Source organism: Bradyrhizobium sp. USDA 3256 (genome assembly GCF_054058275.1).
This window is the reverse complement of sequence record NZ_JBSSAE010000002.1, coordinates 204,459-216,933: the sequence shown is the minus strand read 5'-3', so window position 1 is coordinate 216,933 and position 12,475 is coordinate 204,459. Positions and strand designations below refer to the sequence as shown.

Sequence of the window (12,475 nt, the reverse complement as noted above, 5' to 3'; positions counted from 1 at the left end):
ACAGCCGACTTGGTGCGCCGGCCCGGAATCCACGACTTGCGACGGGGATCATGTATTCCGGGCGCATCGCCGGCGCGACATCGCGGAATGACGTCGGGTGTCATTTCCGGGCCACCTGCGCGCGCAGGCGCTCTCCCCGCTCGCGCAGCTCCGGCGTCAGCGCCTCGCCGAAATCCTCCGCGGCAAACACCTGCCGGATTTCGATCTCGGAGCCGCCGTCGAACGGCGCGCGCTTCATCCAGTCGATCGCTTCATCGAGCGACTTGGTCTCGATCAGCCAGAAGCCGGCGACCAGATCGCCGCTGAGGCCGAACGGGCCGCGCGACACCGTGCTCTGCCCGCCGGCATATTTGACGCGGGCACCCTTGCTGGTCGGATGCAGCCCCTCGCCGGCCTGCATCACGCCGGCCTTGACCATCTCCTCGTTGAACTTGCCCATCGCCGCGAGCAGCTCAGTGCTCGGCATCACGCCGGCCTCGGTGTCCCTGTTCGCCTTCACGATCACCATGAACTTCATCGTCCTGCTCCGTTGTCTTGTTCAGCTGCTTTGCCGGTATCTCCGGTGCTCGTCTCAAGGACGACGCGGGGCTTGCCACGCCGACAGGTCAAGCGAAATTATTTCGGAGGTCATTGCATCGCGTGCCACACCCCTCAGCGGTCCTGCCTGACAAGTTCGCGGTCTTGGTGCGACGGGCCGAAATAGACGTCGATGCGCGACACCTTGTCGCCGTCGAACACGAAGAACTCGGTGTTGCGAAAGCTCTTGCCGTCGCGGGCGACGCAGCGGTAGGTGACGAAGGCCTCGACGCCGTCGACCATGATGCGCTCGATCTCGTGGCGGCCGATCCAGCCGGAGTCGCGCCAGCACTCGGCGAAATAGGTCGGCTTGTCGATGTTCTCGCCATAGGGCGTCGAGAAGCGGAAATCCTCCGCGAACGCCGCCTCGACTCTCGCGCGGTCGTTGGCGAGGTAGGCGGCGAAGAGGGAGCGGATGATCTCCGCCCTGTTGCCAGCTGCAGCCATGTCGTCTCCCACACGTATCGCCCGGGCCTCCGGAGCGACCAGCGCTCCGGAAACCCGGGCCTCAGGGAGAAGACGAACGGGGCGGCGCGAAAGCGACATCCCGCCACGATTTATTTTCGGAACCGGATCGGAGGCCGGCTTGCGTCAGGCTTCCCGCGGGAACATGCCGAAATAGGGCTCGGCCTCCTTCAGAACGCGCGCGAAGGACGGCCGCGCCATCAGCCGCTCGAGATAGGCGGCCAGATGCCGATGGCCATCTCCGAACGGCTCGACCTTGTTGCCGTAGAACATCGTCGGCGCGGCCGCGCAATCGGCCAACGAGAAATGCTCGCCCATCATCCAGCCGCCATGCACGCGTCGCGGATCGAGCTGCTGATCCAGGATCGCATAGGAGGTGCGGAGTTGCGCCCGCGCCTCGGCGACGCCATGCGGATCCTTGCTGTCCGCAGGCCGCAGTCGATCGCCAACGACCTTCTGCATCGGCAGGTGGACATAGAGATCGAGGAAACGATCACGCAGCCGGGTCTGCAGCGCGAGGTCCGGATCCTCGGGGATCAGCCTGACGGCACCGGGATAATGCCGGTCGAGATATTCGATGACGATGCTCGATTCCGGCACCGTCTCGTCTCGCATCTCGTCACGGAGCACCGGAAAACGGCCGATCGGCGACAGCGCGAGCAGCGCCGCGCGCTCGGCGGGATCGCCGAGATTGACCATGTTCGGCGTGAACGGCGTGCCGTTCTCGTAGAGCGCAATCAGCGCCTTCCAACAGAACGAGGACAGCGGGTGGTAATGCAGGGTAAGCGACATCGGAACTCCATCATGGAATGAGTGACCGGAGGACGAGGCCAGGACCGCACTTCCGACATCTCGTGCGGCGATATTTTTTCGTATGGCGATACTTTATTGGGGTCGGCGGGCGTGGAGACCCAAGCATCGAACGCGACGCACATTCATCGAGGACGCGAATCAAGTCGCTGCATCGATCGGTAAAAAGCGGCCGGCGATATCAGGCTTCGTAATAGACCCATCAGCATCGCTGAAGTCGACGCGCTTCATCATCCCGCATCAGACGAAAGTCATCATCGATTTTCGCCCGTATGATTACGGTGAACATCGCGTGCTACCTATGGATGATAACGTGCATTCTGAAAAAAACCTTTGCGAATTGAGGCGGATGCATGCGCGGAACTTGGCGTTATGCAGTTCGTGCCAGGCGCACGCGAGCAACAGGCTTTACCGATGCTAAACGGCTCACTGCAACCTTTCCGTGAGTTGCCGCGATCCGCTTTTCCCCATCCCTTTTATTTGAACCTTCACGGAGCCCTGATGTTCAGTTTCAGCAACAAGGCCAAGATCGAGAATGCGCTGGCGCAGACTGCCGCGATCGGCAAGTCGCAGGCGGTGATCGAGTTCAAGCTCGACGGCACCATCGTCGACGCCAACGAGAACTTCCTCAATGCGATGGGCTACACGCTCGACGAGATCAAGGGCAAGCACCACAGCATGTTCGTCGATCCGGCCACGCGCGACAGCCAGGACTATCGCGCGTTCTGGGCCGATCTGAACCGCGGCGAATTCCAGGCCGCACAATACAAGCGCATCGCCAAGGGCGGCCGCGAGATCTGGATCCAGGCCTCCTACAACCCGATGCTGGACAAGGGTGGCAAGCCGGTCGGCGTGATCAAGTTCGCCACCGACATCACCGCGCAGAAGATCCACAGCATGGAGGATGCGGGCAAGATCGCCGCGATCGGCCGGGCGCAGGCGGTGATCGAGTTCGGCATGGACGGCACCATCGTCAAGGCCAACGAGAACTTCCTCGGCGCTATGGGCTATTCGCTCGCCGAGATCCAGGGCAAGCACCACAGCATGTTCGTGCCGCCCGCCGACCGCGACAGCGTGGCCTATCGCGATTTCTGGGCGCGGCTGAACCGGGGCGCGTTCGAGGCCGGCGAATTCAAGCGGCTCGGCAAAGGCGGCAAGGAAATCTGGATCCTCGCCACCTACAACCCGATCCTCGACGACCGCGGCAAGCCGTTCAAGGTCGTCAAGTTCGCCACCGACGTCACGCAGCAAAAGGTGAAAACCGCCGACAATGACGGCCAGATCGATGCGATAGGCAAGTCGCAGGCGGTGATCGAGTTCAACATGGACGGCACGATCCGCACCGCGAACCCAAACTTCCTCGCCGCGATGGGCTATTCGCTTGCCGAGATCCAGGGCAAGCATCACAGCATGTTCGTCGAGCCCACTGAAGCGAGCGCGGCCGGCTACCGCGAGTTCTGGGGCGCGCTGAACCGCGGCGAATTCCAGGCCGCCGAATACAAGCGCATCGCCAAGGGTGGCCGCGAGATCTGGATCCAGGCCTCCTACAACCCGATCCTCGATCTCAACGGCAAACCCCTACAAGGTGGTGAAGTACGCCACCGACATCACCGCGCAGGCGATCGGCCGCAAGAAGGCCGACAGCGCGCGCGGCCTGATCGAGGCGGTCGCCGCCGGCAGCGAGGAGATGAGCGCCTCGATCCGCGAGATCTCGGAAACCATGACCAAGTCGAAGCAGAACGCCGCGGTCGCCACCGGCCGGGTCGAGGCTGCCGACGGGCAAGCGCAGAAGCTCAATGCCGCAGCGCAGGCGATGAGCGGCATCGTCGAGATGATCTCGAGCATCACCGGGCAGATCAACCTGCTGGCGCTCAACGCCACGATCGAGTCGGCGCGTGCGGGCGAAGCCGGGCGCGGCTTCGCGGTGGTCGCCTCCGAGGTGAAGAGCCTCGCCAATCAGGCCAAGCAGGCGACCGACACGATCTCCTCGGAAATCGACGCGCTGAACTCGATCGCCGCCGAAGTGGTGAGCTCGCTGTCCGAGATCAAGGCGGCGATCGCCGGCGTCAACGAATACATCGCCTCGACCGCCGCCGCGGTCGAGGAGCAGAGCATCGTGACGCAGGACATGTCCACCAACATGCAGCGCGCCTCTGCCGAACTCGCAGCGTAAGCCACGGTGCGATCCTCGAAGGATGGCCGGCCCGGGCTGGGGGCCGTGCATCCTTCGAGACGCGCCTTCCTCCCGTGTTGAAAGAGTATAGAACGGCCGTCGCACCCATGTCATTGCGAGCCAACGGGTCGCGCGAAAGCGCGCCCGATGACAGGCTCCGCGAAGCAATCCACCTCGCCACACGGGAAGAATGGATTGCTTCGTCGCTATCGCTCCTCGCAATGACGGCCGAGCCAGTTGAGCGCCTCTCAGGTTGACATCACCAGGTTAAGGTCGCAGACGGTCGGGACTTCCTGCCCGAACCGATGGACCATCCGATGACTCCCTCTGCACAAAAAGTCGCACTCGTGACCGGCGCCGCGCGTGGCATCGGGCTTGCCGCGGCGAAACGCTTTCTCGCCGACGGCTGGCGCGTCGCGCTGCTCGACATCGAGGGTGAATTGCTGCGCGCGGCAGTCGCGGCGCTGAAGCAGCCCGACGACACGCTGGCGCTGACCTGCGACGTATCGGACGCCGCTGGCGTGGCAGCCGCGATCTCTGCGATCACGGACCGGTTCGGCCGGCTCGACGCGCTGGTCAACAATGCCGGCATTGCTGTGTTCACGCCGGTGCTGGAGACCTCGGACGCCGACTGGAGCCGGATCATGGCGGTCAACCTCACCGGCCCGTTCCTGTGCACCAAGGCGGCCGCGCCTGTGATGCGCGAGCATGGCGGCGGTGCGATCGTCAACATCACCTCGATTTCGGCGGTGCGCGCCTCGACGCTGCGCTCGGCCTACGGCACCAGCAAGGCCGGCCTCGCGCATCTCACCAAGCAGCTCGCGGTCGAGTTCGCCTCGCTCGGCATCCGCGTCAACGGCGTCGCGCCCGGGCCGGTCGATACCGCGATGGCCAAGGCTGTTCACACGCCGGAGATCCGCGCCGACTATCACGACGCCATCCCGCTCAACCGCTATGGGCTGGAGGAGGAGCTGGCGGAAGCGATCTTCTTCCTGTGCTCGGATCGCGCCAGCTACATCACCGGACAGATCCTCGCCGTCGACGGCGGCTTCGACGCCGCCGGCATCGGCCTGCCGACCCTGCGCGGCGCGCGGCGGAATGGGTAACGGTTGATCGGATGAACTAATGTCACCGCCGCGACGGGACTGCGCTCCCTCGCCCCGTTCTTACGGGGTCGAGACGAGCGAAGCTCGCTCTTAGAGGGTCGGGGTGAGGGGCCCTCTCCCCGCGCTCAGTATCAGTTAGTCTCGCGGGAACTCCCCCTCACCCGGAACGCATCTGTCGATGCGTTCCGCCCTCTCCCCGCACGCGGGGCGAGGTAAAGCAGAGTCACTGCGCTATCAGCGCTCGTTCACCGCGACCACGCGCCAGGCGTTCGGCAGCCGGTCGATCCGCGTCAATGACAGCGGATCGATGACGAAGCGCAGCGCGAGCTCCGGCGCAAGCTCGAGCGCGATCGCAAGGATCGCGCGGATGGTACCGGAATGCACGACCAGCACGACGTCGCCCGCCGGCAAGCGCGCGAGCCCTGCCCGCACCCGCGCGATCTGATCGGCAAAGCTTTCGCCGCGCGGCGGCCGGTTGCTGCCCGGCGATTGCCAGAACGCGCGATAGGCCGCGCCGAGCTCGGCTTCGATCTCGCTGTGACGCCGGCCGGTCCAATCGCCAAAATCCTGCTCGCGAAAGGCGTCGTCCTCCGTTGCCGTGAGACCGAGCTTTGCTGCGGTCTCACGGGTGCGCCGCGCCGGACTGCAGACCGCGCGAGCGTGAGCCGGTAACCTCGCCTGCAACGACGCGAATGCCGCGGCATCGCTGAGGTCGGCGGGCGCATCCGGCGCGTGGATCACGCCGCGCGGACCGTCCACGGGCGCATGACGGGTTAGCCAGAGACGCGTTTCGCGATCCATGTTCCGCTTACGCTTTCATTTTGACGCGTTTTCTTCACTGAGCCGGTATCCACTTCGCTCGAACGGTCTAACCTAACCGCGCCGCGAGCAGTACCAGGATCGTGGTTTCCGCGACCTGCTCCGCACCGCCAAGCACATCGCCGGTCTGGCCGCCGATCTGCCGCTTTGCCACAAGCGTCATGACCAGCGCGCTCACAGCGGCCGCGATCGCGGCCGTCAGCGCGCTGCTGAACGGCAAGGCGAGGATTGCGATCAGCAGCGCGATGCCGGCCGCGACCACGGCAATTGTCCCATCAGGCCTTCCGGCATTGGCGGCGAGCCCGTCCTTGCGGGCGTAAGGCAGGCTGATCGCGATCCATGGCAGCACGCCGCGGCCCAGCGTGTGCGCCGCGATCAGGCTCTGCACCACGAGACCATTCGGAGTTGCCGCGAGAGCCGCGAGCTTGGCGGCAAAGCTCACCACCAGCGCCAGCGCGCCGTAAGTGCCGAGCCGGCTGTCGCGCATGATCTCGAGCTTGGCCGCGACATCGCTGCCGCCGCCGAACCCGTCGGCGACATCGGCGAGCCCGTCCTCATGCAGCGCGCCGGTGAGCAGCGCACCGCCACCGAGCGCGAGCGCCGCGGCGGCGAGATCCGGCACACCGATCGCCCGCAGCAGCAGGCAAAACAGGCCGATCGCCGCCCCGATGGCGGCCCCGACCAGGGGAAACAGCCGCTGCGCCCGCGCAAAGCTCTCCGTCCGCGCGCCGTCCGGATGCGGCATCGGCAGGCGGGTCAGGAAGGCGGTCGCGGTCCGGAGATCGTCGAGCCATTGATTCATGGTGAAGGCCTGGAAATTGGGCTAAAGCGCGACGAGATCGGGCTCGATCTGATCGCGCTTCAGCTTCTTGTTAGGGCATGATCTCCGCGCAAATGCTACGCATTTGTCGCGAGGGAAAACCGCTTCACACGTTTCCGGATCATGCATTAGCTTGCGGCCCGCTCGACGAGGGAATCGCATGCAGTTCAGTACTCTAGACGACATCCGCGGCTTTTGTCGCGACCTGCCGCAGGGCGACGAGGCCAGTGCCGCGGCCGCCACGCAGCGCCAGCAGAACCTGACCAAGCCGCCGGGAAGCCTCGGCCGCCTGGAGGAGGTTGCGATCTGGCTGGCGCGCTGGCAGCGGCGCGAGCTGCCCCGGCTCGACCAGGTCACGATCGCCGTGTTCGCCGGCAATCACGGCATCGCCGAGCGCGGCGTCTCTGCCTATCCCTCCGAGGTCACCGCGCAGATGGTGGCGAACTTCGCCGCCGGCGGCGCTGCAATCAACCAGATCGCCAGGCTTGCCGGTGCCGAGCTGCGCGTCGAGCCGCTCGAGCTGGCGCGCCCGACCCGAGATTTCACGACCGGGCCGGCGATGGACGCCGCCGACTTCCTCGTCGCGCTCGATACCGGCTGGCGCACGGTGCCCGAGCAATGCGATCTGCTCGTGGTCGGCGAGATGGGCATCGCCAACACCACGGTCGCCGCGACGCTGTGCGCGGCATTGATGGGCGGGCGCGGCGTACGCTGGGCCGGCCGCGGCACCGGCGTCGACGATGCCGGGCTGATACGCAAGCGCACCACGATCGATGCGGCGCTCAAGGTGCATCGCGGCGTGAACGACGATCCGCTCGTCACCGCGATGTCGCTCGGCGGACGCGAGCTCGCGGCGATCGCGGGGGCTGTGCTGGCAGCGCGCGCACGCTGCATTCCGGTACTGCTCGACGGCTTCGTGGCGACAGCGGCGGTGCTGCCGCTGGCGCGGCTTGCGCCCGATAGCCTCGCGCATTGCCGCGCCGGGCATGTGTCGGCCGAGCTCGGCCACCGCGAATTGCTGCGCGAGCTCGAACTCGCCCCCTTGCTCGACCTTAACATGCGGCTCGGCGAAGGCTCCGGCGCGGGGGTTGCGATCCTGCTGTTGCGCGCGGCGCTCGCCTGTCATGGCGGCATGGCGACCTTTGCCGAGGCCGGCGTCTCCGGCGCGGGCTGAAGCCCTCGGGGTCGCCCGGCGGTTCCCTCAAAAAGCCGGTGCATACCGTCGGCACGAGCCGCAATCTTCGCGTGCGCAGCATGATCTTTGCGCTCTGGAGGTCTAACCTTGTCGGTGAAGCGCCGGCCGGCGCCTCAGCCGCGTTGCACCAGATACCGAGGAGAAATCACGTCATGTCGGGCGTCCTCATCAATCTGATCATTCAAGTCATCAGCGGAGCCGTTGGCGGCAATGTCGCTGCCGGAGCAGCCAAGCATCGATCTCGGCACGCTCGGAAACACCATCGCAGGCGCCATCGGTGGCGGCGCGGGCGGACAGCTTCTGGGCATGCTGATCCCGCTACTCGCCAATTCCGGCGCTGCGCCTGACATCGGCAGCATCATCGGTCAGGTCGCCGGCGGCGGCGTTGCCGGCGCAGTGCTCACTGCGATCGTTGGCGCGCTCAAGAATCGGGCGGCCTGAGCCACCTGCTGTCGCGACCGGGTCATCGGTCTTGACGATGCCCCATTCCGGCGCGAGCCTTGCGACTTCAGATGCGACAGCACCTCGGTCGCATCGTGGGCAGGGATTGCGCGCATGAAAATACTTGTCGCGGCGGTAGCTCTCTGCGCAACCGTCAGCTGCGCGCAGGCCGACGTTCATATCCTCGCCAGCCCCGGCGGGCAGGTCGGCCCGTTCATCGAACTGTTCGACAAGGTGCGCGAATCGGGCGAACGCGTCGTGATCGACGGGCCCTGCCTGTCGGCCTGCACGCTGGTGCTCTCGATGGTGCCGAGCGACCGCATCTGCGTGACGCGGCGCGCCGTGCTCGGCTTTCACGCCGCCCGCTCGATCGACCGGCGCGGCCACACTTATGCCGAGCCGGAAGCGTCCGTGGCGGTGCTGCAAGCCTATCCGGCACCGGTGCGCGGCTGGATCGTCCGCCGCGGCGGCCTGACCTCGCGCCTGCTGCTGCTGCGCGGCCGCGAGCTCGCGGCGATCTATCCGCGGTGTAGGTAGCGGCGCCTTGACCAAACAACTGACGTAGTCCGACCCGTCATCCTGAGGTGCGAGCCCGCGGTGCACTTGCACCGCTGGGCGAGCCTCGAAGGATGCACGGCCACAGCCGAGCCGTCGAACCTTCGAGGGCCGCTGAAGAAGCGGCCACCTCAGCGACAACGGCGGAGCCGTTGCGCGGGGATGACTGTCCAACTACCGCGGCCTACATCCCCTGCGGGCAGTTCACCATCCAGGGGATGCCGAACTGATCGACGCACATGCCGAAGCCGTTGGAGAAGAACGTCTTGCCGAACGGCATCGTCACCGTGCCGCCGTCGGACAGCGCCTTGAAGCGGCGTTCCGCCTCCGCGGGATCCTCGACCTGCAACGCGACGTGGAAGCCCTGCGGCTTCTGGAAGTGGCCGGGCGGGGCGTCGGAGGCCATGATGATCTCGCCGTCGATCGTGAGGCGGGCGTGCATGATCTTGTCCTTCCAGCCGGGCGGCGTCTGCATCTCCGCACTGCCCTCGCCGTAGGGGAAGGTTTCCTCGATCCGGGCGCCGAGAACCTTCTCGTAGAATTTCAGCGCGGCGCCGCAATTGCCGTCGTAGGAGAGATAGGGGTTGACCTGCATCGCATGCTCCCTTGGGTCATTCGAGCCTCGTCCCGATCATATCGGAACGAGGGCTCCGGATTGTTATCTTGACGCGTTTTCCTGACACGAACCGGTAACCACCTCGTTCGAAAACGCGCTACTTTTCAGTCAGTTTCTTCAGATTGGCGAGACCGACCTCGAAATCCCTGCCGATCATGCGATCCAGGTTCATGAACACCTGCATCACCTTCGACATGAAGACGGCCGGACCATACATGGTCCATGTGACGGTGGTCGCATTTCCCTGCGGCAGCATTGTGAACTCGGCGGTGTTGTGGCCTTCGAACGGCTTGATGAAGTCGAGCTTGATGACGATCTTCGACGGCGCGGAGGATTGCAGGATCTCCATGCGGCCGGCGCCGACATTCTTGTTGCCGTTCCAGGCATAGGCCGCTCCCTGCCCGCGCCCGGCGCCGCCATAGATGCGCTTCATGGCCGGATCCCGGTTCTCGTAGGGCGACCAGAGCGTCCACTGATGGAGATCGTCGATCAACGGAAATATCCGCTCGGCCGGCGCGTTGACGCTGATCGCACGCGTGACGCGGAGCGTGCCCGGCTTGGTCGCCGCGAGGATGAGGATGACGGCGATCGCGACGCCGAGGACAATCGCGATGATGGCAATCATCTCCAACATGACAGTCTCCACAAGGATGAATTGAACAATAGTTCACCGGCGAAATGGAAGCATTGCGCGCAGATTGCCGTCGCGCAGATAGAGCCCGCCCCACAGCATCAGGCCGAGATAGAGCCCGAACAACGTGTGGGTGAACAGCGGGTTGCCGATCCGCACATGCGATGCGATCGCGCCGCCGAGATAGCCGGTGAGCAGGATGGCGCCGAGGATCGAGGTCGGCGGCACGGAGTAGAGCAGCGTGCAGACGATGGTGATGATGCCGAGGCTGCGCGCCAGCGCATCGCTCGCGCCGAAACCCATCCTGTCCATGGTCTCGGTGACGACAGACAGCGGCACCAGCTTGATCGCGCCATCGAACAGCAGGAACAGGACGACCACGCCGCTCATGACGCGGCCGGTGATGCGGGCGGGCTTTGAGACTTCGGTGTCGACGATCGTCGGCATGACAGGCTCCGTAACGCTTGGTGATGCTCTGTCATCAAGACGAACGGCGGAATGCGGGGCCGACACCCCCGGTGAAGATTTTTGGATGCCGTCGCGATGCACGGTCGAAGCTCCCGGTACGGGAGCTTGATTCACGGGCATCCGGCCCAATTCGATGAGGTTTGCCTGGCAGCCCCCGCCCTCAATCACCTTGCGTGAAGAAGGCATCCTCGCTGGGCAGCGACGGCGGTCCGTGTGAAGCCCCCATGACCGCCGCGAACGCATCGGTAAGGAACAGCGACTTGGCGCTTTCCCTCGCGAGCTGCGTGATGCGGGACTGCAACTCCGCAACCTTCTGGGGATTGCTTTCGGCCAGATTGGTTTTTTCCGACGGGTCTTGCGGGATATTGTACAGCTCGATCGCGGAAGGAAGCGGCGTCCGCCAGATCAGCTTCCAGTCACCTACGCGTACGCCGCCGCGGAACGGCTCGATGTTGTACACCACCTCCTGCCGGGGCGAGGGGGCGCCTTTGCTGACGGTGGCCCAGACGTCCAGCCCATCGAGCGGCTTTCCCTTGCTTCCCTTGGCGAGGTCGGCGCCGGCGAGACCGGCGAGCGTCGGGAACATGTCGACGACGTGCATCATCTCCCTCACCTCGCCAGCTCTGATCTGCCCGGGCCAGTTCGCGAATGCGGCGACGCGCGTCCCGCCTTCGTACAACATGCCCTTTCCGCCGCGGTAAGGACCGTTGTCGGCTGGCAGCTTCAGCTTCGACACGTCGGCATCCCCGGCAAGGAGCGCGGTCTGGTTGCCGCCGTTGTCGCTCATGAAGACGATCAAGGTGTTCTCGCGCATCCTCTTCCGTTCGAGCGCGGAGACCAGCTTGCCGATCTCGTCGTCCATGCACGTGATCATGGCGGCGTAGGTGCGCCTCGTTGGATCTTCGATATGCCGGTACCTGTCGATATATTCTTTGGGAGCCTGGTAAGGCGAGTGCGGAGCGGTAAAGGCCAAATAGAGAAACAACGGTGTCTTTGGATCATGGGCGTCGATTTGCGCGACTGCATCCGCACCCCACAATTGAGTGACGTAGCCCGGCTCATTCACCGGCTTGTCGTTGCGATACCAGTCGCGCACATTTGCCGATGAATGGGTGAAGTAATCGACCTCGCCCACCATCGATCCATAGTGGTAGTCGAACCCGCGTTGACGTGGCCAGAACTTGCGGTCGGCGTGCCCAAGGTGCCACTTTCCGACCATGGCGGTCCTGTAGCCTGCTTCCTTCAGCGCCTGCGGCAGCAGCCATTCATCTGTCGGCAATCCGTACTTGGCGGGCGTCGGAATGACCAGGGTTTGCAGGCCGTAGCGGCACGGATAACGGCCGGTCATCAATGCTGCGCGGGTGGGGGTGCACATCGGCTGGACGTAGAATTGCTCGAGCCGGGCCCCGTCCTGCGCAAGCTTGTCGATATTTGGGGTCTTGATGTCGGAGCCGTGAAATCCGACGTCCTTCCATCCGAGGTCGTCCGCGACGATGTAAACGATGTGCGGGCGCGGCGCGGTCGATTGCGCGGCGGCAGACGTGGGGTTCGCAGGCGCAATCGAGGCCAACGCAAGCATGGCCAGGACCGAGCTGCCGTTCAGCAGGAGATCGCGGCGATTCATTTGGCGATTGCCTTGCGCTGAATGCACCGATTCGTCGAGCGGGCGATCAATCATTTCATTCTCCGAGCAATGGTTTTGTGTGCAATTCACGCAGGCTACTGCGGAGGCGCGCCGCAGGGAAGCAGGCAATGGCGGCAGCCGGCGTCGTTTCGACGCCGGGCGGCAATCGGGGCTTC

The 12,475-nt window shown here is 64.9% G+C and carries 13 protein-coding genes and 1 pseudogene; 5 read left to right on the top strand and 9 right to left on the bottom strand.

Annotation, left to right across the window (positions count from 1 at the left end; all coding sequences use genetic code 11):
• Positions 1-100: 100 nt before the first annotated feature.
• The 3 genes from ACVWY5_RS02680 to ACVWY5_RS02670 form a co-directional block, all read right to left on the bottom strand.
• Positions 101-517, bottom strand: coding sequence for a YciI family protein (locus ACVWY5_RS02680; protein ID WP_028332842.1), 417 nt, complete (start codon positions 515-517; stop codon positions 101-103).
• Positions 518-651: 134 nt separating this feature from the next.
• Positions 652-1,023 carry a nuclear transport factor 2 family protein gene (locus tag ACVWY5_RS02675; protein ID WP_028332841.1) on the bottom strand — a complete coding sequence of 124 codons (372 nt, stop codon included), beginning with the start codon at positions 1,021-1,023 and terminating at the stop codon, positions 652-654.
• A gap of 144 nt (positions 1,024-1,167) precedes the next feature.
• Positions 1,168-1,833: a glutathione S-transferase family protein gene (locus tag ACVWY5_RS02670; protein WP_028332840.1), complete on the bottom strand. Its 666-nt coding sequence runs from the start codon at positions 1,831-1,833 to the stop codon at positions 1,168-1,170.
• A gap of 519 nt (positions 1,834-2,352) precedes the next feature.
• Here ACVWY5_RS02670 and ACVWY5_RS02665 point away from each other — a divergent pair.
• Together ACVWY5_RS02665 and ACVWY5_RS02660 are read left to right on the top strand one after the other, a co-directional pair.
• Positions 2,353-4,024 (top strand): annotated as a pseudogene (locus tag ACVWY5_RS02665) (methyl-accepting chemotaxis protein).
• 317 nt (positions 4,025-4,341) lie between these two features.
• Positions 4,342-5,130, top strand: coding sequence for an SDR family oxidoreductase (locus ACVWY5_RS02660; protein ID WP_028332838.1), 789 nt, complete (start codon positions 4,342-4,344; stop codon positions 5,128-5,130).
• A 234-nt stretch (positions 5,131-5,364) separates the two neighbouring features.
• On the opposite strand, the gene ACVWY5_RS02655 is transcribed toward ACVWY5_RS02660, so the two are convergent.
• Both ACVWY5_RS02655 and cobS read right to left on the bottom strand, forming a co-directional pair.
• Positions 5,365-5,931 carry a histidine phosphatase family protein gene (locus tag ACVWY5_RS02655; protein ID WP_028332837.1) on the bottom strand — a complete coding sequence of 189 codons (567 nt, stop codon included), beginning with the start codon at positions 5,929-5,931 and terminating at the stop codon, positions 5,365-5,367.
• Positions 5,932-5,998: 67 nt separating this feature from the next.
• Positions 5,999-6,751, bottom strand: coding sequence for an adenosylcobinamide-GDP ribazoletransferase (gene cobS / locus ACVWY5_RS02650; protein WP_038377290.1), 753 nt, complete (start codon positions 6,749-6,751; stop codon positions 5,999-6,001).
• Between the two features lie 178 nt (positions 6,752-6,929).
• Between cobS and cobT the strand changes: the two genes are divergently transcribed.
• The 3 genes from cobT to ACVWY5_RS02635 all read left to right on the top strand — a co-directional run bounded on the left by cobT (position 6,930) and on the right by ACVWY5_RS02635 (position 8,942).
• Entirely contained in the window at positions 6,930-7,943 is a 1,014-nt protein-coding gene (cobT, locus tag ACVWY5_RS02645) for a nicotinate-nucleotide--dimethylbenzimidazole phosphoribosyltransferase (RefSeq protein WP_028332835.1), read from the top strand.
• Positions 7,944-8,174: 231 nt separating this feature from the next.
• Positions 8,175-8,405 (top strand): hypothetical protein, encoded by a 231-nt coding sequence (locus tag ACVWY5_RS02640; RefSeq protein ID WP_410712141.1) that lies wholly within the window; start codon positions 8,175-8,177, stop codon positions 8,403-8,405.
• Positions 8,406-8,519: 114 nt separating this feature from the next.
• Positions 8,520-8,942, top strand: a complete 423-nt coding sequence (locus ACVWY5_RS02635; RefSeq protein WP_028332834.1) for a S49 family peptidase domain-containing protein — start codon at positions 8,520-8,522, stop codon at positions 8,940-8,942.
• A gap of 202 nt (positions 8,943-9,144) precedes the next feature.
• On the opposite strand, the gene ACVWY5_RS02630 is transcribed toward ACVWY5_RS02635, so the two are convergent.
• The 4 genes from ACVWY5_RS02630 to ACVWY5_RS02615 form a co-directional block, all read right to left on the bottom strand.
• Positions 9,145-9,555: a VOC family protein gene (locus ACVWY5_RS02630; protein ID WP_028332833.1), complete on the bottom strand. Its 411-nt coding sequence runs from the start codon at positions 9,553-9,555 to the stop codon at positions 9,145-9,147.
• Positions 9,556-9,673: 118 nt separating this feature from the next.
• A complete protein-coding gene (locus ACVWY5_RS02625) occupies positions 9,674-10,210 on the bottom strand; it encodes an SRPBCC family protein (protein ID WP_028332832.1) in 537 nt (178 codons plus the stop codon).
• Positions 10,211-10,243: 33 nt separating this feature from the next.
• Positions 10,244-10,654: a DoxX family protein gene (locus ACVWY5_RS02620; RefSeq protein ID WP_028332831.1), complete on the bottom strand. Its 411-nt coding sequence runs from the start codon at positions 10,652-10,654 to the stop codon at positions 10,244-10,246.
• Positions 10,655-10,835: 181 nt separating this feature from the next.
• Positions 10,836-12,353 carry an arylsulfatase B gene (locus ACVWY5_RS02615; protein ID WP_038377289.1) on the bottom strand — a complete coding sequence of 506 codons (1,518 nt, stop codon included), beginning with the start codon at positions 12,351-12,353 and terminating at the stop codon, positions 10,836-10,838.
• Positions 12,354-12,475 lie beyond the last annotated feature (122 nt).